Source organism: Paenibacillus sp. P2(2022) (assembly GCF_029522175.1).
Classification (GTDB): Bacteria; Bacillota; Bacilli; order Paenibacillales; family Paenibacillaceae; genus Paenibacillus; species Paenibacillus polymyxa.
In genome coordinates this window covers 617372-641285 of record NZ_JAKWFI010000002.1, presented here as the reverse complement: position 1 = coordinate 641285, position 23914 = coordinate 617372, and the positions used below count along the sequence as shown (strand labels likewise).

Annotated in this window: 16 protein-coding genes; 5 read left to right on the top strand and 11 right to left on the bottom strand. The window is 45.2% G+C overall.

Annotated elements, in window-relative coordinates:
- Position 1 precedes the first annotated feature (1 nt).
- On the top strand, positions 2-1201 hold the full coding sequence (locus MMB75_RS10245) for an MFS transporter (protein WP_016819207.1): 1200 nt from the start codon (positions 2-4) through the stop codon (positions 1199-1201).
- A gap of 118 nt (positions 1202-1319) precedes the next feature.
- Here MMB75_RS10245 and MMB75_RS10240 read toward each other — a convergent pair whose 3' ends face one another.
- The gene (locus MMB75_RS10240; protein WP_016819206.1) at positions 1320-2636 is read right to left on the bottom strand and encodes an MFS transporter; all 1317 of its coding nucleotides are present in this window, start codon (positions 2634-2636) and stop codon (positions 1320-1322) included.
- A gap of 90 nt (positions 2637-2726) precedes the next feature.
- Entirely contained in the window at positions 2727-4445 is a 1719-nt protein-coding gene (locus MMB75_RS10235) for a methyl-accepting chemotaxis protein (RefSeq protein ID WP_103042375.1), read from the bottom strand.
- A gap of 276 nt (positions 4446-4721) precedes the next feature.
- Between MMB75_RS10235 and MMB75_RS10230 the strand changes: the two genes are divergently transcribed.
- Positions 4722-5672 carry a serine hydrolase domain-containing protein gene (locus MMB75_RS10230; RefSeq protein WP_103042374.1) on the top strand — a complete coding sequence of 317 codons (951 nt, stop codon included), beginning with the start codon at positions 4722-4724 and terminating at the stop codon, positions 5670-5672.
- Between the two features lie 142 nt (positions 5673-5814).
- On the opposite strand, the gene yicI is transcribed toward MMB75_RS10230, so the two are convergent.
- Positions 5815-8139: an alpha-xylosidase gene (yicI, locus tag MMB75_RS10225; RefSeq protein WP_103042373.1), complete on the bottom strand. Its 2325-nt coding sequence runs from the start codon at positions 8137-8139 to the stop codon at positions 5815-5817.
- A gap of 181 nt (positions 8140-8320) precedes the next feature.
- On the opposite strand from yicI, the gene MMB75_RS10220 reads away from it, so the two are divergent.
- A complete protein-coding gene (locus MMB75_RS10220; RefSeq protein ID WP_103042372.1) occupies positions 8321-9250 on the top strand; it encodes a helix-turn-helix transcriptional regulator in 930 nt (309 codons plus the stop codon).
- A gap of 118 nt (positions 9251-9368) precedes the next feature.
- On the opposite strand, the gene brnQ is transcribed toward MMB75_RS10220, so the two are convergent.
- Positions 9369-10721 (bottom strand): branched-chain amino acid transport system II carrier protein, encoded by a 1353-nt coding sequence (gene brnQ / locus MMB75_RS10215; protein ID WP_277375894.1) that lies wholly within the window; start codon positions 10719-10721, stop codon positions 9369-9371.
- Between the two features lie 558 nt (positions 10722-11279).
- On the opposite strand from brnQ, the gene MMB75_RS10210 reads away from it, so the two are divergent.
- Positions 11280-12554: an oligosaccharide MFS transporter gene (locus MMB75_RS10210; RefSeq protein ID WP_103042370.1), complete on the top strand. Its 1275-nt coding sequence runs from the start codon at positions 11280-11282 to the stop codon at positions 12552-12554.
- A gap of 63 nt (positions 12555-12617) precedes the next feature.
- Here the strand turns inward: MMB75_RS10210 and MMB75_RS10205 are convergent, their stop codons facing one another.
- Entirely contained in the window at positions 12618-14321 is a 1704-nt protein-coding gene (locus MMB75_RS10205) for a methyl-accepting chemotaxis protein (RefSeq protein ID WP_016819199.1), read from the bottom strand.
- Between the two features lie 31 nt (positions 14322-14352).
- Positions 14353-15630 (bottom strand): ABC transporter substrate-binding protein, encoded by a 1278-nt coding sequence (locus MMB75_RS10200; protein ID WP_031463288.1) that lies wholly within the window; start codon positions 15628-15630, stop codon positions 14353-14355.
- A gap of 243 nt (positions 15631-15873) precedes the next feature.
- Between MMB75_RS10200 and MMB75_RS10195 the strand changes: the two genes are divergently transcribed.
- Positions 15874-16722: a copper amine oxidase N-terminal domain-containing protein gene (locus tag MMB75_RS10195; protein ID WP_103042369.1), complete on the top strand. Its 849-nt coding sequence runs from the start codon at positions 15874-15876 to the stop codon at positions 16720-16722.
- A 137-nt stretch (positions 16723-16859) separates the two neighbouring features.
- Here MMB75_RS10195 and MMB75_RS10190 read toward each other — a convergent pair whose 3' ends face one another.
- From MMB75_RS10190 to MMB75_RS10170, 5 genes are all read right to left on the bottom strand, one after another.
- Entirely contained in the window at positions 16860-17201 is a 342-nt protein-coding gene (locus tag MMB75_RS10190; RefSeq protein ID WP_016819196.1) for a darcynin family protein, read from the bottom strand.
- A gap of 84 nt (positions 17202-17285) precedes the next feature.
- Positions 17286-17867: a Crp/Fnr family transcriptional regulator gene (locus tag MMB75_RS10185; protein WP_025364613.1), complete on the bottom strand. Its 582-nt coding sequence runs from the start codon at positions 17865-17867 to the stop codon at positions 17286-17288.
- A 126-nt stretch (positions 17868-17993) separates the two neighbouring features.
- Complete coding sequence (locus tag MMB75_RS10180; RefSeq protein ID WP_103042368.1) at positions 17994-19835, bottom strand: adenine deaminase; 1842 nt, start codon at positions 19833-19835, stop codon at positions 17994-17996.
- A gap of 103 nt (positions 19836-19938) precedes the next feature.
- The gene (gene helD, locus MMB75_RS10175) at positions 19939-22299 is read right to left on the bottom strand and encodes an RNA polymerase recycling motor HelD (RefSeq protein ID WP_260846449.1); all 2361 of its coding nucleotides are present in this window, start codon (positions 22297-22299) and stop codon (positions 19939-19941) included.
- A 360-nt stretch (positions 22300-22659) separates the two neighbouring features.
- Complete coding sequence (locus tag MMB75_RS10170) at positions 22660-23691, bottom strand: FUSC family protein (RefSeq protein ID WP_031463284.1); 1032 nt, start codon at positions 23689-23691, stop codon at positions 22660-22662.
- Positions 23692-23914 lie beyond the last annotated feature (223 nt).

Sequence of the window (23914 nt, the reverse complement as noted above, 5' to 3'; positions counted from 1 at the left end):
TATGCAACAAGGCAAGCAACCTCTTTGGACCAAGGAATTTATCGTTCTTACGGTTTCCAATTTATTTTTGTTTCTGGAACTACAGATGATTGTATCTTCCATTCCTTCCTATGTGAAAAATGCATTCCATGCTACCTCCGTGCAGGTCAGTCTTGTTACGACTTTGTTCGCATTAAGTGCAATTGTCGCAAGACTTTTTTCTGCCCGTATGCTGGAAAAAGGACATCGCAGCGCCCTGATCTTCGTTGGACTGCTGTTTGCATTAGCAGGAACGCTGGGATACAGTGTTTCACCGACAATTGCGGTACTCCTGCTCATGCGTATGCTGTTTGGGATTGGCTTTGGTATGAGCAGCACTGCCTTTCCAACAATGGTCACTGACGTCATCCCTCCCAAACGTCTCGGTGAAGGAATGGGATTTTTTAGTCTGTCCACTAGTTTAGCCATGTCTATTGGGCCAACCATCGGTATTTCGATGCTGCAATACGGCAGTTTTAACCTGCTTGCCTATTCGACATCTGCTGTCATTGTTGTCATTTTCCCTCTAGCCTACTGGCTCATTCGCACACTGCCTAAGGGGCATGTCGAACCACCTATGGTCCCTTTGGAGGAAGGGCGCAAACCGGCATTCAACCGTAAATTGTGGATTCCCGCCTTGTTGAACATGTTGATGTCTATCACATATGGCGGGTTGCTCGGTTTTATGGCGCTCTATGGAGATGAAGCTAATCTGGCGCACCCGGCTTACTTTTTCCTGTTTAATGCGGTATCTGTACTGATCGTGCGCCCCTTCTCGGGCCGTATATATGACAAAAAAGGGGCAAAGGCACTGCTCATCCCTGGTTCCCTGTTTCTCATTGGTGGTCTGATTCTGCTTTCCTACGCACACAGTGACGCCTTTATGTATCTGTCTGCTCTTTGCTACGGTATCGGGTTTGGTGTTATGCAGCCAACCTTGCAAACCTGGATGATTCAGGTCGTGTCACCTAAACAGAGGGGCATGGCAAACGGTATGTTTCTCAATTCCCTCGATTTTGGAGTCGCAGCCGGAGCACTTATACTTGGCGTTATCGCCAAAGCCAGTGATTATGCATGGATGTATCGTCTTTCGTCACTGTTTGTTGTGCTGTTCTTGCTGATTTACGTCATTCAGATTATCGCAAGCCGCAAGCCTAAAACAAATGTCCCTTTGGAGGGGTAAGACTATTCTTTAAAATGAGTATCCATCTATATTTGCTCAAATATCAAAAGCACCCGTTACCATGGCTTTACATGGAAAACGGGTGCTTTTTTTATTTCAAAGCTTTTTCAATTGCAATTTATTTATATTTCGCAGGAGTTTTGTGTCTTAGCTTAGAAGAAAGAGGCTTTTCTCGAGACACGTATGTCATTCCCTCAGTCTTATGGCTACGATCACTGGATTTGCCCCCTGCGGGTTCATCCTGCTCTGGCTTGACCGCAAATAGCATAAGCAGAGCCGCAATCCCCCCCACTGCGGCCATGACGCCAAAAAGCAGACCATGCCCACTGCTGCCGATCAGCAAGGATACAACCGGAGGGCCTAAAGATACTCCGACAAAGCGCATACTGCTGTACAAGGAAGTGATGGTTCCGCGCTCTTCTTTTTCAATTCCCTTAGTAATCAGTGCATCCAAACAAGGGAGTGCGAGCCCAATACCACCGCCCCCTAGCGTAAACAGGCCAATCACAGCATAAATATGTTGAAAAAATCCGAGAATAGCAAAGCTGATCGTCAATATGGCCAAACCACCGAAACCGATCCATTTCATACGCTTTTTGTGCTTGCCAATAACCTTGCCACCTAAATAAGAGCACAGACAGAGGGAAATAAGCGGTATGGCCAGCACAAAGCCCTTCCAGACGCCATGGAGGTTGTAACGACTTTCCAGTATGTCGGATAAGTAGAACAAGACGCCAAAAATGACAAACATGCAAATACCGCCCATAGCAAAAATAGCATAGAGCCAGCGTCCCTTTTCGGCAAGCACCTGCTTCACATTCCCCACAAATTCTCGAAACCTAATCGGTTGGTTTTTACGCTTGGGTACATGGATCAGCCAAATGACCAAAATAAGCGAAATCAGACAGAGGCCCGGAATCACTGCCAATGGCAAAAACCATAGTACAGCTCCCAGCGCAGCACCAAGAATCGGACTTAATACTTTACCGAATGTGTTGTAGGTCTCGACTACCCCCAGGTTCTTGCTGGCTTCATCCTCGTTCTCATACAGATCGCCCACAAGTGGAATGACTATAGGAAAAGCCCCCGCCGCTCCCGCGCCCTGAAGTAGACGACCTGCAATAATGGTCCAGTAAGCTGCCAGGTCATGTAGCAGCCATGCTCCCACCGCAGAAATGCCCCCTCCAATCACAGTCAGAATCAGACAGGGAACAATCACCGCTTTACGGCCAAAACGGTCGGATAGATAGCCAGCAATCGGTATCAGTAAAATGGCCACCACCGCATACACTGTAATCAACATGCTAATCCGAAAGGAGCTTACATGTAGCTTACGTCCGATTTCCGGTAAAACCGGAATCAGCATGGAATTACCCAGCGTCATCATCAGCGGGATGGAACCTAATGCAACCAGATTCCCTTTATTTTGTTGCATCCCGTTACCACCTTTGCAAAAGTAATAACACAGCTGTCCAAATTCGTTCAACAGATGTTATTGTGTTTACATTGGTGGGAATTTATACGACTATACTTTAAAACCACCGACCCTTGCGTTTAGCAATTGCGACATATCCGCCAGAGTGTGAATGGACGATGCAATTTCCTCCATGGAAGCCAGTTGCTCTTCAGCCGCCGCACTGACGCTTTGGGTTCCTCCTGCCGTCTGCTCCGCTACTTCACGTATGCGTTCCGCCGCCTTCACCATTCGCTCTGATCCACCGGACATTTGTTCTACAGACCGGTTAACACTGTGAATCTGCTCGCTGACCTGTTGAATGGAACTTCCAATCTGGCGAAATGCAGTTTCAGCGGATTGCATGACCTTTACGCCAGATTGCACTTCAACTGTTCCAGACTGCATGGTGGAAGCGACATGCCCAACATGCTCCTGAATGTTTTGCACAAACTGTGTGATTTCTGCTGCTGAAACCGATACCTGCTCGGACAATCTTTTTACCTCAGAGGCCACAACAGCAAATCCTTTGCCCTGTTCTCCCGCTCTTGCCGCTTCAATGGATGCGTTAAGCGCCAGCATTCCAGTCTGTTTGGCAAATCCGGTAATAACAGATCCGATCATGCCAATCTGCTCCGCCTGTTCACTAAGTGAACGTACAGCACGTGCAGAGCTGTCTACACTTTCGCTTACCTTCTCCATCTGACGCATAGCCTGGCCAATCGATTGTTCCCCTGCTTCTGCATCTTTAGCGGCTGTATCAGACAATTCATATACCTGCTCGCTTGTGGTAGCAATCTGTTCCAGCTCGTAGGCAAGTTCTTTCATGGTATCTGTAGTTTGTGTAATATCATCGACCTGATGCTCCATGCCCGTCGCAAGCTCTTCCATTACACCGGAGGTATGACGATTGGCCTGATTCATTTCCTCAGTACTGACGTTAACACGCTCTGCGGTTACCGTTAATGTACGAGCCGTATCCTGAGCATCCACAATGATACTGCGGAACCCTTCAATAAGCTTGTTGTAGGAGCTCGCAATCATACCGATTTCGTCTTTGGACGTAATATCCAGTCGACTTCGCAAATCTCCTCCACCTTGAGACATTTGCAACAACTGCTCATTCATATGGTGTAATGGACGGATCGAACGAATCAAAACGATAGATTGAGCAATGCTGTAAATAATAACCAAAAGCCCTACAATGCTCGTAATCAAAGTTGTATTCGTCATCGTTTGGTGCGCCTGCTGTATTTTCACCGTTACCATATCTTCCTGCGCCTTGACAAAGGCTACCACCTTGGTATCAAGTTGCTTACGCAAAACCCGTTCGTTTTCAAAATCATCGAGCAATTCAGAAAATGGGGGGAAAGCATCATCTCTTGTACTCTTATACCCCGCTGTAGTCAGTAGACTATGAACCTGATTCATATAGGTATTAATCCCTGTTTTGAGCTCAGTCATCTTCTTCTTTGTATCCTCATTACCTGTATTGAGTAGAGCTTCTGTCTCCTGTAGCAACTTTGCAACTTCACTCTGCTTGTTTCCGATCTCGTTCCCATACTGTTCGTCACGAGTCAGCAAATATGCCCGCTCATCATTGGATATCCCGTTTAGCAAAAATTGAAGAGACTTGGAGTTATACGCAATCGTCTCTTCACGATTCATAATATCTTTGTACTCGTTCTCACTATGTATACTTAAAATGTAATTGGTCAGCAGCATGGCAGCAATCACACTTGGGATCAGTATCGCGCTGAGAATCATTTTGGCCTTAATTGTTAAGTTCATGAATTGGTCCCCCAGTTGTTTCAAAATAAAATGTTCAACTTACTATATATCGTTTTATTGGTCTGTTTTTTTAAATGAAAGCGGAAAAGTGTATAGATTTTTAAATATATTTGTGTCTATTAAGTGAACATATATATGTTTTTTTATATCAAAAAACAAAAAAATTCAAATTAGGGAAAAAGATAAGAACTATTATCCGTTTGTACTTGTCGGATTTGGAAGGTTAAAAATGATATACTATGTAATGGTATGCTAAAAGCCTCAAGGAGGAACTGCATGAAAAGTCTGGAGCTCAAACCGCTTATTCACGTACTTAACGAGTTGGAAACCCGCAGCTGTCTTATTGAGCAGCAGGGAAACATGATCATGGATTACTACCGTGAACCTCAAATTGCCAACCAACTCTATAAAATAAATTCCTGTACCAAGAGTGTGATTTCCGCATTAGTTAGTATTGCTATGGATCAACGACTGGTACCCAAACCAGAGACACCGATCCTCGAATTTTTCCCCCAGCTGGCCAAAGAAAGTGACCCTCGAAAGCGCGATATTACGATTGAACACCTGCTGACGATGTCTGCTGGCTTTAACTGGACGGAATTTGGGGGACAAAATTCTTTTCCTACCATGAGCAAAACGTCCGATTGGGTGCAATTTGTGCTTTCACAGCCATTATCGGATATACCAGGTACGCGAATGGAGTACAGCTCTGGCTGTTCTCAACTTTTGGCCACCTTGCTGCGTTCTGCCTCTGGACAAGCCGTTGCTGAATTTGCCGAGGAGCAATTATTCCAGCCACTCGGTATCGATAACTATCATTGGGAAACCGATCCGCAAGGCACTCATACCGGAGGCTTCGGGCTACATCTCAGACCGCTGGACATGCTCAAATTCGGGCGGCTTTATCTGAACGAAGGAAGCTGGGAAGGACGGCAGATCATCCAGACAGAGACCGTCCGATATTCGACTCGTCCATTTCTTCCAGCCTCCAAACCACAAAAAGCATATTATGGCTGTCACTGGTGGGCTTCTTCCTTTTCTGATGAAGAGACTGGAACGGAAATAGACTATTTTTACGCACTAGGCTTTGGTGGGCAATATATTATTGTGGTCCCGTCCTATGACTTAGTAGTTGTCCTCACGGCTGATAAGTTTAAGAAGAAACGGAATTCTGTGGATATTTTCCGGCAATACCTTGTACCACTACTACTTCAAGAGAATGCATAGGGAACAACATCAAGCTAGATTGAAGATATTTTCTATCAGATGCAACATTAAAAAGGGCCTGCCTGGTTTGTATCAGGCAAGCCTTTTTTTCGCAATATAATTGCTATATTATAATCTATCCATCTACAGATAGACTCCTGACCTAGCCCAAGTGAACAGTAAGCTCTTGTTGTCCGCTGGAGGCTGGTGTAATGATTACCCCCTGTTCTCCTGCCAGACTGCTGCCTTCCTCCACTTGAACAGCCTTATGGATACCGCGCAGTACTAACGACCACGGTTTAACGGCACCTTCTGCCTTCACCGTAATGACAGAATCCTTACGGCTGGCAGTAACCGTGAGCTCTTCTTCGCCTGATGTATTCACGATAACCGAACGAGCCTGTTGCCCTTCGCCGAGCTCAAACAAATGAAGCGTCACTTGATCTGCATAATCATAATCCGGACGACGATCCTCATGACCGATGGCCAACAATGTGTTTGGCTTCACGAGCACAGGTAAGGTTGTAAAATCATGATGCTCGTTGACCCAACGACCACCAGACACGATTTCATTCGTTAACAAATTCGTCCATTGTCCCTCGGGTACATAATAGGTTACATTGCCTTCTTTATTAAAGATCGGGGCTACCAAAATGGAATCCCCCAGCATGTATTGTAAATCCAGCGTTGCACAGGTTGGGTCCTGCGGGAATTCCAATACCATAGCCCGCATCATCGGCAGTCCCCTCACCGAGGATTCCACAGCAGAAGCATACAGGTGTGGCATCAGTGAGCATTTGAGTTTGGTAAAGCTGCGCACCACGTCGACTGACTCTTCGTCAAACAGCCAAGGAACACGGTATGACACATTTCCGTGTAGACGGCTATGGGAGGATAACAATCCAAACTGTACCCACCGTTTGTATAAGTCCGGCGCAGCCGTTAGTTCAAAGCCGCTAATATCATGGCTCCAAAAGCCAAAGCCACTCAAACCAAGCGATAATCCGCCCCGCAAGGACTCTGCCATCGACTCATACGTGGACGAGCAGTCTCCGCCCCAGTGAACTGGGAACTGTTGTCCCCCGGCTGTGGCAGAACGTGCAAATAATGCGGCTTCATTTTTGCCCAGCTTTTCCTCCAGCACATCAAACACAGCTTTGTTGTACAAATGCGTATAGTAATTGTGCATTTTCATTGGATCAGAGCCATCATAATAAACTACATCTGTTGGAATACGCTCACCAAAGTCGGTTTTGAAGCAATCCACGCCTTGATCGATCAGCACCTTCAGCTTATCCTGATACCAGGCAACTGCAGCCGGGTTCGTGAAGTCAACCAGCCCCATCCCCGCCTGCCACATGTCCCATTGCCACACGCTGCCATCAGCTGTTTTGACCAAATAGCCATTCTCCATACCTTCATCGAACAAAATGGACTTTTCTGCAATATACGGATTGATCCATGCGCAAATTTTGAGTCCCTTAGCCTTCAATCTCTGCAACATACCTTCTGGGTCTGGGAACATATCTTGATCCCACTGAAAATCGCACCATTGGTATTCCTTCATCCAGAAGCAGTCAAAATGGAATACCGAGAGTGGCAGATCCCGTTCAGCCATCCCGTCGACAAAATGGTTTACTGTCGCTTCATCATAATCGGTCGTAAACGAAGTGGTCAGCCACAAACCAAAGGTCCAGGCCGGTGGCAATGCAGGTTTGCCTGTCAGCTTGGTATAATTGTCCAGTACCTCCTTAGGATTAGCTCCACCAATAATAAAATACTCTAACGATTCGCCAGCAACGCTAAACTGTACCTTCGAAACGTTTTCCGATGCAATCTCGTAAGATACCTTTTCCGGATGATTGACGAATACACCGTACCCTTTATTGGATAAATAAAATGGAATGTTTTTGTATGCTTGTTCACTGCTGGTCCCGCCATCTTCATTCCAAATATCAACGACCTGACCATTTTTCACAAATGGAGTGAAACGCTCTCCAAGGCCGTATACGTACTCTCCCATACCCAGTTCCAGCTGCTCCCGGAAAAATGGCTGGTCCTGCGGGTCTGTAATATAGCCGGGTCCCCGATGCCCACTGCCCGTGACTTTACGATCCTTGACATAAAAGCCTACGTCCCAGCTCTTTCCACGACCGACTCGCACACTCAGATCGCCGCTCTTCAGCACTGCTACGTCCTCACCCACCGTAATATCCACCTCTGTCGGCAAGGTGTGAATTTCAAAATCTGGTCCATGATGCACCCGTCCCTTATGGTGGTTCAGACGCACCCGAATAACATTCGGCATGGGAGAGCTGTAGGTCGCTTTCAGTAACGCTCCATTTAGCGTATCCCCTTTGTGCTCGATCCGGTGGGTTGCTGCATATACCGTCATGGAAGCATCGTCCGTCACGATATCACGGATGTCAGCAGGATTTTGTATTTCATAGCCCTTGCGAACCAACCAATAGCCATCAGTAAATTTCATCTGTCTCTTCCTCCATCTCGACTTTTATATTCCTTGTTCCCAAATCGCTGATTGGATTTTTTCGAAATCCTTACTATAATAATATTGATTTATGTAAGGGTTTACTTCTTTTATTTTGACGTTTAGTATCAATATTTTGATGTTTTCTATATAAATCAGTGTGCCGAAAGGAATCAGTAAAATGCAAAGGGAAATGTTAAGAGAAAACCGTATTCACGGCAATCCCATGTATCCAGTCAGCGTATATCCGAGCGTAGAGCAATTGAACGGAAATAGTATATTGGAGTCCCATTGGCATGAGGAAATGGAGTTTATCGTAGTAGAACAGGGGAGCGCTATATTTCAGACGGATATGGTCTATACGGAGGTTAGCGAAGGTGAAGCCCTTTTTGTACACAGTGGCGAGCTTCACGCTGGTTATTTACAAAAAAGTCCTCGATGTGTATTTTCTGCGGTGGTGTTTCACCCGGATATGCTGCACAGCCGCACGCAAGATACAGTTCAGACGCAGTTTATTGAACCATTTATCCATAAAAAACTCGTCCCTCCCCCTCACATTCGCGGTGTGCAGCCTTGGGAGCAGGAGCTATTGACCGCGTTGAAACGTATTATCACTAGCCATGAACAGAATGCGCCTGCCCGTGAACTGGCGACCAAGGCGCAGCTCTATAGCATAATTGCCTGCCTGTTCCCGCACATGACTACGGCTAGCGGAGAGGACGTGGTTATGGCGAGTCAACGCAACAAGGTCGAACGGATCAAAAAAGCACTGGCGTACATCAACAGCCATGCGCATGAGCCCATTCGTTTGCGAGAGATCTCAGATGAGGTTGGGATGAGTGAGGGACATTTCTGTCGTTTCTTCAAGCAGATGGTGCAGAAAAGTCCGGTTGAATATATCAACTATCAGCGGATTCAGAAGGCTTGCAGGTTGCTAGAGCAAAGTGACCGCAAAGTAGTTGATATTGCGCTGGATGTGGGATTTGAAAATCTAAGCTATTTTATTGCAACCTTTAAAAAATGGAACGGTCTGACTCCTTCGCTATACCGCAAGCAGCACGAAGCAGATCAGGCGCTTGCTGTCCTTTCTATAACAGACGGAAATTTATGATTTTGTTTTGAATAGCTGCGCGTAAAGTTACAAAAAGAAAGAACGAACAGAAGATCAAGTTCTCCGTTCGTTCTTTCTTTTGGTTATACATGTCCAATTCACCGAATAAGCAAATCATTTATTTTTTGGGCTTCATAAGTATAAGGACAATTTTTCTTCGTTTAATATAGTAGAATATATACCCCCCTACTCCTCCTAAAACAGAGGGAATTAACCAGCCTAATCCTACATCATATAATGGGAGAATTTGAGTAAAAAAGTCATTAATTACTTTAATTTTTATTCCAGCAGCATTCAAGCCGTCAAATAGACTAACAATGAAGGTTAATATTAAACTGCCTTGATATACTTCTGATTTTCCTTTAAACACGGAATGTAAAAGTGTTAAAAATATTAGAGAAATCGCAATAGGATATATTGCAATTAACACTGGCGTTGAAACCTTAATGAGCTGTGTTAAACCTATATTGGCTACAATGGTACTAAATATGGATAACATGAGAGCAATTCTTTTATAAGAAACTTTCGGAAACAAGGTATGAAAAAAGGAAGAACAGGACGTAATAAGCCCTACGCTTGTCGTTAAACACGCTACTGTAATCATTAAGCCTAATAAAATGGAGCCGTAAGATCCAAAATAATAGGATGAAACCTTGGCTAACACCTCAGCACCATTTTCTAAAACACCCAGTTTTTCAACGCTAGAAGCTCCCATGTAGGCAAGAGACGTATAGATAAATGCTAAGAGGACAACCGCAATGGTTATCGATTTGGCACAAATGATCATCAGCTCTTTTTTGGCAGTAACTCCTCTTTCCTTAATTGCATTCACAATAATAATTCCAAAAATAAAGGCTACAAGAGCATCCAATGTTAAATAACCTTCTTGAAAGCCTTTGAAAAAGACGTGCGAAGTATAGCCTTCGGCAGGTGCTTGGAAGGCTCCTATGGGGTGAATAAGGGCTACGACCACCAGAATCCCAATGAATGTCAATTTAATGGGTGTTAAAAACTTTCCGATCACATCAATAATTTTTGTAGGGTTAAGTGATAACAAGCATGCAACCCCAAAAAAAAGAATGGTAAATACAAAAAGTGCGACAGGATGATCTGTATGGTTTGAAAAAAAAGGCTTGACTCCAATTTCAAACGACACACTACCGGTTCTTGGAATTGCATATAACGGGCCAATGGCTAGATAAAGAATCGTTGTAAAGACAATCCCGAATACAGGATGTACACGACTCGCTAAAGTTTGTAAATTGCTTTTGCCTGAAAAAACAAAGGCAGTGATGGCTAGTAACGGTAAGCCAACTCCGGTAACCAAGAAACCCGCATTGGCTATCCACACATTCTTTCCAGCCATTTGACCAAGCATAGGTGGGAAGATTAGATTCCCTGCACCAAAAAATAAGGCAAATAGCATCGATCCTATAATAATAATAAAGGACGAAGAAACACTTTTTGACATAATAAATCCTCCAACCATGAAATCACAACAGTTTGTTATCATTCATTTTCTTTTTATTTTGTGTAGTACATGCTCATAGGGTTATAGCAGCACCAAGTAGGGATAGCCATCCGCTAACCCTTCGCGATCGGTGTGAAACGTTATTCAAGATGTGGGGTTCGATAACTCATCATTACACAATACTCTATATACATTTACGGTATCAAGTAACTTTGTACTTGCGAAAGAACCACTTCATCCCCTTGCATTAGCAATTTATTGTGCTATCAGTATGACCATGTCAGCCAGACCTTAGAACAATTCTACTTCTTGCCGTGTTTTTCCTCCTACTAAATGAGCTCAATGAACTATAAAGAATTTTACACGTAGGACTTATTTCTTACAAGATGAGAAAAGTTATGTACAACCCAACCTGGAAATTGATTGCAATAAGCACAGGAAATCTTGGGAAAATGCCCTATGGATTCAATTCAATTCTCCTTACAATTAATAGTACAGACAATGCTTAATGACGTTGTCAACATATTGAGCAGCTACAATTTGAAGGGGTGCTTATACATGAGGAATTTGGCAAAACGCAACTATTGGTCTTTGAGCGTTTTTAACTTCGCTTATCTGTTTACATGGTCTGCCGCCATGTCTTTTTTTGTCATTTGGCTAGGACAAAGCCTGGGGATTTCAGAAACCTACACAGGGTTTTTATACGCGGCTAACTCTATCGTCGCCTTGATCATGCAACCCCTGTTTGGGTACTTATCCGACAAGCTGGGCTTGAGAAAACATCTGCTGTACATACTTTTTACGATTCTTTTGCTCGTCGGACCCTTTTTTATCTATGTGTACGGTCCATTGCTTCAAACGCAGTTCGTCATTGGTGCTATTGTCGGCGCCCTATTTATCGGCCTGGTGTTTAATGCAGGTAATGGTGTCGTCGATTCCTATATGGACAAAGTGTCACGCAAATACGGGTTTGAATACGGACGAGTTCGTATGTGGGGCTCACTCGGGTGGGCAGCTGCTACCTTTGTTGCGGGACGGGTCATCAATATCAATGTGAATCTGACCTTCTGGATTGCCTCCGTATCTGCCGTTGTTGCTATGATCTGCATCTTCCTGACCAAAGTCGAAATTTCTGGACAGGAGCAGCAGAAAACTGAATCGTTGAAGCTCACTGACGTACTGCATCTCGTACGCACCACAAAGTTCTGGTTTCTAATGCTATTCATGGTTGGCGTGACCCAAATTTATGAGGTATATGACCAGCAATTTGCCACCTATTTCGTATCTCAGTTCAGTTCTAAAGCAGAAGGAAATCAATTCCTTGGTGATTTAAGTGCTGTGCAAGTATTCCTGGAATTTGTGTTTCTGTTTGTTACCCCATGGTTTGTCAACAAAACGACTGCCAAATGGGCATTGATTATTGCCGGAGCGATCATGTCATTGCGTATTATCGGTTCTTCGCTGCCGTTCGGTTCCATATGGGTGGCTGCGATGAAGATGATTCACTCCCTGGAAAAACCGCTGATTCTGGTCGCCATCTTCAAGTACATTACCGTCAACTTTGACCAGCGCTTATCGTCCACCATGTACCTGCTGTATTTGTTTATGGGCTCCCTGGTGGTATCTGTTTTCTCACCTATTGTCGGACATATGTATGAAGTTCTGAATTTCCCGATCACTTATGTTATTTTGGGTTCCATTGCCGGTCTGTTCACCATCATTTCCTGCTTTACGCTGACAGCTGACAAGAAAAATGGAGAACGGTATCTAGAGGAACGCCGTAAACAGGATCTGAAAAGAGCTGCTAAAAAAGCTGAAGCCGTTCACTCGTAATCTAATGGTAACAGCGGTAGTCTAGGACTTGTTTTTCTCGTCCAAGGCTACCGCCAACTTACTTTAAATTTTGAATACAGACACCGTTTGATTCATCTCTTCCGCCCGCTTGGCAAGCATGTTAGCACCTGCAGACACTTCCTGCATGGAAGCAGTAGTTTCCTCGACTACGCTTGCGACTGTTTGAGTAGAATCGGCTGCACGTTCGGAGATTTCGGCAATTTTCTTCATAGATTCCACCATAGAAACGGTTCCTTCATTTACGGATCTTGCTTCTACAGCCGCAGTGTCTACCTCACCGCTCACTTCTTCAACGGCACCGACAATTTCAGAAAAGACGTTACCGACACCTTCGACAAGCATCATACCTTCATTTAGTGATTGAACACCTTCATTCATCGAGATGACAACTTCGTCTGTTCTTAATGCGATTTCGTTGACCAGAGAGGAAATCTTGCCGGTTGCTTCACTTGCTTGTGCCGACAAATTGCGTACTTCATAAGCGACAACCGCAAATCCTTTTCCCTGCTCTCCCGCTCTTGCAGCTTCTATACTCGCATTGAGTGAAAGCAAGTTGGTTCGGGCTGCTATATCACTGATCATAGCTGTGATCTGTCTAATCTCCGCTGACTTTTCTCCTAGAATATTTACTACTTCAGCGGATTGAGTTACCTTGGTATGCACATCTCTTATTTGAGAGACAGTGGAAGACATTTGGGTTTTTCCGTTGTTTGCTTTTTCTTGTGCTTGGATTGTGAGATTAGCTACATTCACAAAGCGATTGGTTATGTTCTCTACACTTTTAGAAACACCTACCGTGTAATTCAGCGTTTCAGCAATATCTGCAAGCTGTGTCTGAGATCCCTCTGCGACTTGAGTGGCACTTATAGCTATCTGCTCGGTAGCAATGCTTGTCTGTTCTGCACTGGCTGTTAACTGTTCAGCCGTAGAAGCAACCAGTAAGGAATTATCCACAACTTCCTTTAAAAGGTTGCGCAGTGAATCGCACATTTCATTAAAATCGGATGCCAATTCCCCGACCTCATCTTTGGATCGGACCCTAAGAGGTTCCACTTGCAGGTTCCCCCTCGTTACCAGCTTTATCTGTTCCGCTATCCTTAATATGGGCTTAGTGAACGATTGAGCCAGTAAAAAAGAACCGATAATTCCCAGGATCGTACATATGATAGTCAAAGAAATCATCAAAAGTCTACCTGAATGGTAAGATTGACTCGATTGATTAGCTGCCTCAGTGGCATACTGCTCATTAAGCACCTTCAGTTTATTTACATCGTCTAATGCCGCCTTATAAATAGAAGAATTTCCATGAACGATCATGTAGGCCATCACTTTGTCGTTTTCTTCCATGGCAGCGGAAACCACCTTTAGATGGCGAAGATACATTGCCCACTGACCATAAAAGTTGGTGAACAGTTCTTTTTCCTCCGCTGTAGAGGCTAAACTTTGATATTTATTTACACTCTTATCCATTGAAGCTGTAGCTTTGGTTAGTTCTTCTTGATAAGTGGTGCGAATAGTCTCATCCTCTTCGAGTATCAATCGAACAGTTAGTCTATCGATTTCTGTAATCTGCTTATCCATACCCTGAAGAAGAATAACCGCAGGTAAAGACCTGTTATTTACCTTATCAGAAGCCTCTCCCATTTCCGACATCTTAATGACGCCTATAACACTTGAAAGGGACAGTACGACAACCAGTATGAGAGCTGCACTAATTATTTTTTTCTTTAACGTTAATTTAAACATCCTTATCTTCCTTCCCGTGACTGGTCTCATATCATCCCTGCTGAGCTTTCCAGTATATGCGTATTTGGCGCAACAGCTCAGTCTTATCTATCTTTCCACTAATGTAGCTTTGGATAGATGCTCCTGTGATGGCCCCATGATCAGGTGGAAGTGTTGCCATAAACGGCAGCGTCTTTCCGCTCGACAAATATGACTTGATCGATTTACTCAAGGGATCGGTAGGCACCAAGTCAATACTCTTGAAGGCCGGTATAACATTGGCCTTGTTGACCAAAAGTTCCTGACCGGACTTTTCGTATACCAGCCAGTTTAAAAATTTCTTGGCTTCCTCTTGCTGCTGAGGCGTGGTAGCTGTGGAGTCGATGAATACATACTTTGTCACACCAACTGTGATCTTTGAATTGTTGGGATCATTCGTATTATCATTTAACGGAAGAGGCAAAAAACCGTATTCCTCATTTGCCGTATCATTGCTCTTTATTCCATTCCAAGCCCAGTTGCCCATAAACCAAAGCCCTACCTTGCCCTCTCCCAAAGCTTTGGCTCCATCGTCATACGTACTGTCCAAAGGCGAGTGCTTATTGATGCTGTTATCCTTGAGCAGGTCTAAAGTTTGTACCCATCCAGACATTACACTGTTTTGGGACAAATCGATGGAGTTGTTCTGCATACCTTTAACAAACTCTGGAAAACCTTCGGGTTGAACAGAATAAGACAGAGCTAAAAGATGAGAGCCGAGAGACCAGTCCATTGGTGAAAGCATGACCGGTGCTACTCCCGACTGCTGAATCTTAGCCATTAATGAGTTCAGGCCGCTTCTACTTTTCACCGAAGAAGGATCAAAAGAACCCCCTGTTGTCTTGTCCAATACTTTTTTGTTATAGATTAATCCGTAGCCTTCCACTGCAAATGGAAATCCCAGCACAGCATCGTTTTTCTTAACGGCGTCAAGTCCATTTTCTATCGTATCGGCTACCCACTTCTCTTTACTTAAATCAACGGCTTTATCCAGGAATGTCTGCGTGTCTCCCGGGTCAAGCATCGACATCGTTGCTGGACTTCCTGAGCCGTACATCGACATCAGCTTTTGATATGCAGACGTTCCCTCTGGAGCAGTAATAATTTCTAAAGATACTTCCGGATGCTCTTGATTGTATTGTTTTGCTACTTCTTCCAATTGGGTTTTTATTTCAGATTTGGAATTCAAAAATGTAATCTTGGTCGTCTGCTGTGATACTGGTGATGCTGAACAACCTATAAACATCAATAAACATGCTAGAGAAATCGCAACTTTTAGCTGTTTTCTCATTAACTTTCCCCCTAAAGATTTACTTTGTAAATTTTATGAACAATATTCAATGTTATCGACATAATTCCCCAGGGAGATTAGAAGTTTTTAGTTGGTAAATATCGGAAATCAGATTAAATAGTACAAACTGGTTGTTACGTTAAGTTAATGAATAGGAAAGCGCAACGAATTTTATCCAGTCGCGTCTGAATATGGTGAAAAGTTGCTACGCAACAAATTTAATTAAAAAAGGAGAAGTCATTTATGAACAAAGCATTCTTTGTTTTTTTTCTTGCTATCTTTTTATGTATTTCATCGTCCACTACATATGCAGCACAAAATCAAATCAAAATTGACGGTGTGGCTATTGCAACCGATGCGAAGCCAGAAATGAAGAACAAACGTACAATGGTACCTTTACGTGTTATTAGCGAAAGTTTGGGGGCTAGCGTCGAGTGGTCCGATTCCGGGGTTATTCTCGCTAAGAGCGATATGAAAGTAAAATTAGCAATAAACAGAAGCATAGCGGAGAAAAACGGTAAAAAGATACTGCTTGATGTAAAACCATACGTGAAAAACAATCGCATATATGTTCCACTTCGTTTTATTGCAGAGGCGTTTGGATGTAAAGTCAATTACAGCAACCTTATAGTGACTATTACTACTGAACCATTGTTCATAAACGGTGTACAAGTAAAGTCACTTCAACAGGAATACCGAATGACTTTGGGCGGCGTAGTTCAGCAAATTCACGGCAATGCATATAACAAAACCATTTATAATATGTTTGCAAAAAACAAAGGTGAAAAGGTTGAAGCACCTGAAAACTATTCTTGGAGCTTCACTCTTGACACACCTGGATCTTATTATAAAAATGCCCAATACGATTTCTTAGACCCAAAAGGGAAAAGCTTAGCTCGTTATGATGTTTATTCTTTAATCCAGTCCTTTCCATCCGAAGTTTTAGTCGGGTATCCCAAGTTTTTGATTCATGACGTATCCAAAGATGAGTGGTACTTGTTTAGCGATAGCGCAGCAAAATCTATTAATCAGTTAATTAATAATGCAACAAATAATGGATTTCTGAAGGTTATAAGTGATACCGTTGTATAATACAATTTTTCCTTGCGATCATCTCTAATAGATAAAAGGCGAATTCCCAGCTGAATAAAAACAGCACGGGAACTCGCCTTGTTTAAAGCCTGTACAAACTCAACTCCTACTTTTATATAGTAAGGGAGTACGGAGAGTTATTTGTCCATCTGCAGCATTTCGAACTCATAGGACTGAAATGCATTTTCCATCCCCATTACTACATCTTTAATCTTCATGTACCCTTTAGTATACGGCTCCGAATCACGAATTTCTTCCCACATATAGTGATATTGCTTCATATCCTCTGTTTCGCATACGACGAAATCCGTATAGTCCTTTCCGGGCAGCGCTTCTGCATCAAAAAAACGAACCTGAACATGTTCGCTGTACTTCTGAATATGAGCCTGCAAGGTTCCCGCATGTTTGCGACGTTCTTCCCGAGGAAGAGCCAACCAGGAAGGGTAGAATTCCAATAATACAATCATCATATAACGCATATGCCTATCTCCTTTTTTTTGTGAAGTTTGAATGGATTTATCGTTATTGTACGCTGCTTGTCTGCCAAGCCGCATTAACATAGGTTAATGCGGCTCGCTGCGCAGCAAACGACTAAGTGAGACGGGGGATACACCTATGTACGAAGCTATATGGTATTGTGCAACTCGTTTGTCCAACCCGGGATACTTGAGAAGAAAGGCATCATAACGTTCCCTAGCAGAAAGATACAACAATTCGCGTTCTCGTTCCTCCTTGCGAATGTATAGTCTTTCCACGCTCTTACGCACGAATCTTTCCCACATATGGCTTGTATCCATAAGCTCCTTCAGGACATGATATGGAATTTCAATAACAACCGAATCTTCCATGGCCTCAATCGTAAAAGTGGATGGTTTACCTTGAACCATAGCGCCATAAGAGGTTACATAATCATTTTCTGGTGAAAAACCAACATTATATTCTCTACCATCTGCCAAAGTATAAAACAACCGGAATAATCCCTCCGAACAAAAATAAGCATGTTTCACAGGTTCCCCTGTTTCAATAAGATATGTACCCTGCTGAACATGCCTCACACGGGTTTGCTCTACAAACCTGTTCCAATCCTGATCTATAATTGAGGCTTGATGAGCCATTTTTTCTAATGAACGATAATATAATTGCACATCTGCTCACCACCCCACAAAACGTTGATTAAGGAATTAAAGATACCTTTCGGACTATATAAGAAAACAGGGGCTATCCCTCAGGTCTGGGTAGACCTGCAGGACAACCCCCAGCGACGTATTCTATCAGGCTTCCGTAGCATCCTCTTCCACGAAAAGAGACACCTTGCGTATACCGTCGGCTCCGATCACGACAAGTCCCTGATCCGACAGGCGGATTTCAGGGATTACGACCAGTGCGAGCAACGACAGTGTCATCAGCGCGTTGTTCAGCATGCAGCCGGATTGCTGAAGTGCCCGGCTGATACTTTCGGACTGCGCAGCCACCTCTGTAAACGGAGCTGGGGACATCAGCCCAGCGATTGGGAGCGGGAAGCGCGTATCACCCGAGGCGGATACAACCACCACGCCGCCACGCAGAGCAACGGCCTGCTTCGCCGCCTGGGTCATGAGCTCGTCATCATTACCAATGACAAGCAGGTTGTGGCTGTCATGCGCTACGGTCATGGCAATTGCAGCCGGCTCGGTGAAGCCGACGCCTGTCACAAGCGCCACCGCGTGGCTGCCACTGGCATGATGCCGCTCGAAAACGGCGATTTTGCACAAATCCTGCGCAGGATCTGATGCAACTTCACCATCACGCACCGGAACGGTCATCCGCACTTCCTTCGTATCCACATGATTTTCCGTGACACGAATTACCCGTACAGGTACATTCCCTTCCTGTACTGGAGCCGCAATACGAAAATCTGCACCACTCAGCTCTCGACCCAAATGGACCGTGTCCATCACTTCCGCAGGATAAACAAAGCCTTCCCAGTCGGCGACCATTTGTCCGTACTCAGCCACCAGTTGGCCCGCTGCGATGGTAGCCGTCACATTCACTTCGGCCAAGCGGCCATCAAGCAGGATAATATCGGCAATCGCACCGGGAATAATCGAGCCAATGTCCCGTGCTACGCCGAAGCGCTCTGCCGTATTCAGCGTTGCCATTTGAAAGGCAGTCACGGGCTTAACGCCCTGCGCAATCGCATGACGCACCACGAAGTCCATCTGCCCTTCATGGAGCAGGGATTCCGCACTGCGATCATCCGTCACCAGCATCATGCGGCGCGTGTCGAGACCCATTTCCGTGCTGGCACGGATCGTCTCGGCCACATCATGCCATGCGGAGCCTTGCCGCATCTTGGCATACATGCCGAGCCGGATGCGCTCGGCTACATCCTCGGGCGTGACACATTCGTGATCGCCCGTAATTCCTGCGGCTGCGTAGACCGGCAGCCGCCAATCATCGGAGGCCCATGTAAAATGGCCGTCCGCCACCTTGCCGGCGCGCAGCGTGGCCTGAATTTCCCCAATCATCACGTCGTCACCATAGACGACGCCAGGGAAATTCATTACTTCGCCCAGTCCAATCATATCGGGGCCCCAGCTTAGAGCCTCTGCGACTTCCGCCGGACCGAAAGAGGCACCGGTCGTTTCCAGCTCTGGGCCTGTGGAAGGCACGCAGGAAGCTACCTGCATGTAAGCAGCCAGCGGTGTCGTGCGGGCTTCGTCCAGCATTAGACGAAGCCCTTTTAGACCGAGCACATTGGAAATTTCATGTGGGTCAAAAAAACCGCCCGTCACGCCCAGCGGCAGTACAGCCTTCGCGAATTCAGTTACGGTGAGCTGTGTGCTTTCGATATGACAATGTCCGTCCAGCAAACCCGGTGCCATATAGCGGCCTTCCGCTTCAATGATTACGGTGTCTTCTCCAATCGTATGGCTAACGTCTCTACCAACGTAGGCGATACGAGAGCCTTGCACAGCAATAGACATGCCCGGTAACAATTCGCCCGATACCACATTGACCAGCGTTCCTCCGCGGATCACCAGCGATGCCTTGCGCTCCCCTCTAGCTGTAGCTACCAACTCGGGCACACAGTCCGCCAGCGGTGGGCGTTGAAATACTCTTTTCATGTCCATTACGTTTGTAACCTCCGTTTATGCTTCTTACCTGTTTGGCTTATTTGCTTATGTTACTGGAATACGCTCAATATTGCCAGCGCCCCTAAAGAACCTGGTCACTTTATTTCACTTTACGGATATACGTCTCCGATTCCTGCGAACTCACGAATGGCGTAATCTCCCCTATGCTATAGATATGCAGCAAATGCATCGCTCGCGTACAGGCCGTGTAGAACAATTTACGCTCACTCTCACGCTGGTATTCTTGGGCCGATCCGTCATAAATGAGAACCGCATCAAACTCCACGCCTTTCGCCAGATAGGCCGGAATAATATGAATCCCCTTTTCAAAAGCGGGAGTTGTTTTCTTAATTAATTTTGGCTTTACTGGCAGTTGTCCTTCTAGTGCTGCGTAGGCTGCCGCGCTTTCATCAGCATTTTTACAGATCACCGCGATGGATTCATAGCCTTCTGCCAGCAATTTTGTAACATTCTCAGTTATCAGTTGATGCAGCTTTTCACGCGAGTTCACCTCGGTTACCAGAGGCTTCTCACCCTTACGGTTAAACGGAACAATATGCTCCCCTCCTGCTACCATCCCCCGGGTAAACTCTACAATCTCCTGTGTGGAACGATAGCTGCGTGTCAGGGAAATCATCTCGGTCTGTTCTGCTCCATACAGGTCATACAATGGTTCTGCATCCTGAAGCACCGAAGCATGGGCATAGATAGCCTGATTAAAATCGCCCAGTGCTGTCATTTTAGCCTGTGGAAATAATCGTTTGAAGAACGCCAGCTGGAATGGTGAATAGTCCTGTGCCTCATCAATAAACACATGACGGATGTTGCTATTGGAGCGGAAGCCCAGCATCAGCTCACGCAAATATAAAAAGGGCGTCACATCCTCATACGCTAGTTCTCCAGCCTGAATGCGTTTCAGAGTTTGCCGACTAATTTCACTCCAGTTGACGGGCAGCTCTGCATGATTCGACAGTTCGCTTAATAACGTCTCGTTCATAAACAGCTCGCTGTATAGACGGGTTGTATCCACGAAGCGAAGTGCCTTAATCCACTTGCGCAGGGGCTTTAAGCGATCACTGACCACCATACGCGCCAATATTTCTCTTTCACGCGTAAAGTCGTCGAAGGTATCGCCTTTATTCTTGGATTTCCGGCGCATGCGGTTATATGCACGCTGATAATCCTCCGGCTCCATCAGATCCATCTGCTGGTCCACCCAAGGAGCGGAGCATTCTTCCTTACCAAAGCGAGCCAGTTCTTTGAGCATCCAATCACGCAGCAGCTCCAATCTGTTCGCCAGCCGCACAGCCGAGTCAAATCCATAAAACTTGCTTGTCAATTGCTCTACTGAAATCACCTCACGTCCCTGAAAACGCACCGGTTTAAAACGCATTCCCTTTTGTTCCAGGTGCGCTTTGTAGCCTGTAATCACATGTAAGAACGTCTTGGATGACTTAAAGCGGATACCTTCCATCCTAGCCTCATACCCAGGCTGTGACGACGCTGATAGCACATATTCCAGCTGCTCAAAAGGATCTTCTAGCTGAAACTCCCGGCCCAAACGCCGTTCCAAATATTCCTGAAATGTGGCCTGAAGCATATTTTCCTCACCCAATTCAGGCAATACTGTCGAAACATAACTGTTGAACATGGGGTTTGGCGAGAATAACACGACCTGATCTGCTCGCAAGTGATCCCGATACTTGTATAGCAAATATGCTACTCTCTGAAGCGCAGCGGAGGTTTTACCGCTTCCTGCCGCTCCCTGAACTATCAGCATCCGGCTTCGATCATCACGAATGATGCGATTCTGCTCCTTTTGAATGGTGGCGACAATGCTTTTCATTTGAGCATCCGAGCTCCGGCTTAATACGGCTTGAAGGAGTTCGTCTCCAATGGTGACGCCGGTATCGAACATAAAGCGGATCTGTCCGTCACGGATCGAGAATTGGCGTTTGAGCATCAGTTCTCCTTCCATCTCTCCTGCTGGGGTCTTATAAGAAGCGGGACCTGGCATGTTATCGTAATAAAGATTCGAAATAGGCGCGCGCCAGTCGTAGATCAGAAATTCCTCATCCTGGTTATCCAGCAGGGAGGCAATCCCCAGATAAATACGCTCCGCAGTCTGCCCTTCCTCAGCAAAATCAATACGTGCAAAATAAGGTGAGTCAAGCAACTTTTTCAAACGACCTAACGCCTCAGTGGAATGCTTGTGTCTTCGTTCCCGCTCAGACAAAATCTCAGACTGCTGACGCAAACTGGTGGACGTCTCTCCCACATCATCCGCCTCACTGAAATTGATCGTTACCTCATCCCAGAAGTCTTTACGCATATCGACGACATCGCCTCGCACAGAACCAACCTCTGTCTCCAGCTTCCGAATACGCCCGCTAATGACTGCGGTCACATCTTCTACTCTTCGTTGTTCCTCATTCCATTGCTGCTCAGTAGTCACTGACATCGCTCCTGTTCCGTTTCCTCCTGCTCCGCGCAGGGCTCCCTTGCGTACAAACTATGCTCTATTATGGACCCGGGCATACTCATCGCATCCCCCTGATCCGGGAAAATTGACTATTCCTTTGAAGCATGCTATAATGTAACAAGTAGTGTGTTAACAACTTATGCAATACGGTTTTACTATGTAAAACATAGCATCCTCTATTGTAGCAAGTTCAGTCCCTGTTCGCAACCAGTGGGCTTTTTTTGTGCTTTCTGGCAACCTTTCATTAGCCTGTTCCTACTTTATTAAATTCATTACATAAAAAAGCGACCGTCCATCTGATTGATGAATACGGTCGCCTTTTCTTTTTTCCGAAATCGCCTATCGGCTCTCTTCCACAGGATGAATATGGTCGGCCAGTCTACTCAATCGCTCCAGTTGATGACCATAGTCGTACATCGTCGCAGCTACGATGGAAAGCCGTAGCATCCCCTCCTGACAATGGTCAAAACGTGTAATTGCATGCTTCATAAAATCACCGTTAGCCTGCTGGAACAATTCACTTTCATCCTCATTTGGTTTCAGTTTATTTTCGAATTTCAGCAGAGCGTGCTCGTGGAAACGAATCAGCCGCTCCAGATGGTCGTCAAAAAACGCATCTGTTCCCTCTGGACGTAAAGATTGGAAGTAGTGCCTTTCCACCGCATCCAAGACCTCGTAACCTTTGTGCAAACTTTCGAGCATTTGTTTGTATACGACCATTTGTCTCGTCTGACTGAACTTGGTGCGCTTGAGCTTTTTCTGCTCCTCTTCGAACAAATGATATTTATCCGAGAGTGATTTAATAGCCCCCTCCAAATTTCCTTTTTCCTCTCTAAAGACAGACTCCTTAATCTCATCGGAAATGGCAGTTCGCAGCAGCAAGGACATGCTGTTAAATACATTTTGAATCTGATTGATAAACTGCCTTTTCGGTTTGGGAGGAAAAACGGTAATGTTGATGACAAAAGCAGACACAATCCCGATCAGAGTCAGCGCAAAGCGGGTTACCGCAAATTTCCAGTCCCCTGAAGCTTCCATGACAGAAACAACGGTCACAAGTGTCAATCCAACCGTATCAGCCATGTTTATTTTCAGACATATCATCAGTACCAATACACATACCAGTCCGACCGCAATCGGCTCATTCGAAAATACCATTCCGCCCAGCAACGCCATGATTGCACCTAATGTGCTTGTTTGGAGTTGATCCAGAAAATAACGCCACGACCTATATATCGACGGTTGCATGGCAAAAATAGCGGCTATCGCTGCCCCCACAGGCGAATGGGTGTTCAAAAGCGTGCTCAGAAAAAGGGCGAGCGTCACTGCGATTCCCGTTTTTAACACCCGTGCTCCAAAAGCCACAGCCATCCCTCCTGCTTACCCTTCAAATTTATTCATACCGAATTACTATAATGAAATTTCAAGACAAAGTCCATGTTTTATTATTACCCAAAACCATCGGAGATCAGGAATATTTATGAAATGTACAGCTCCTACTAGGATACATATCAACAGAATTAACCTATATGCATCAACCTCACAAGAGGAACTTATCGTGCTATGGATTAGTAAAATCTGAGAAGAGCGCCTG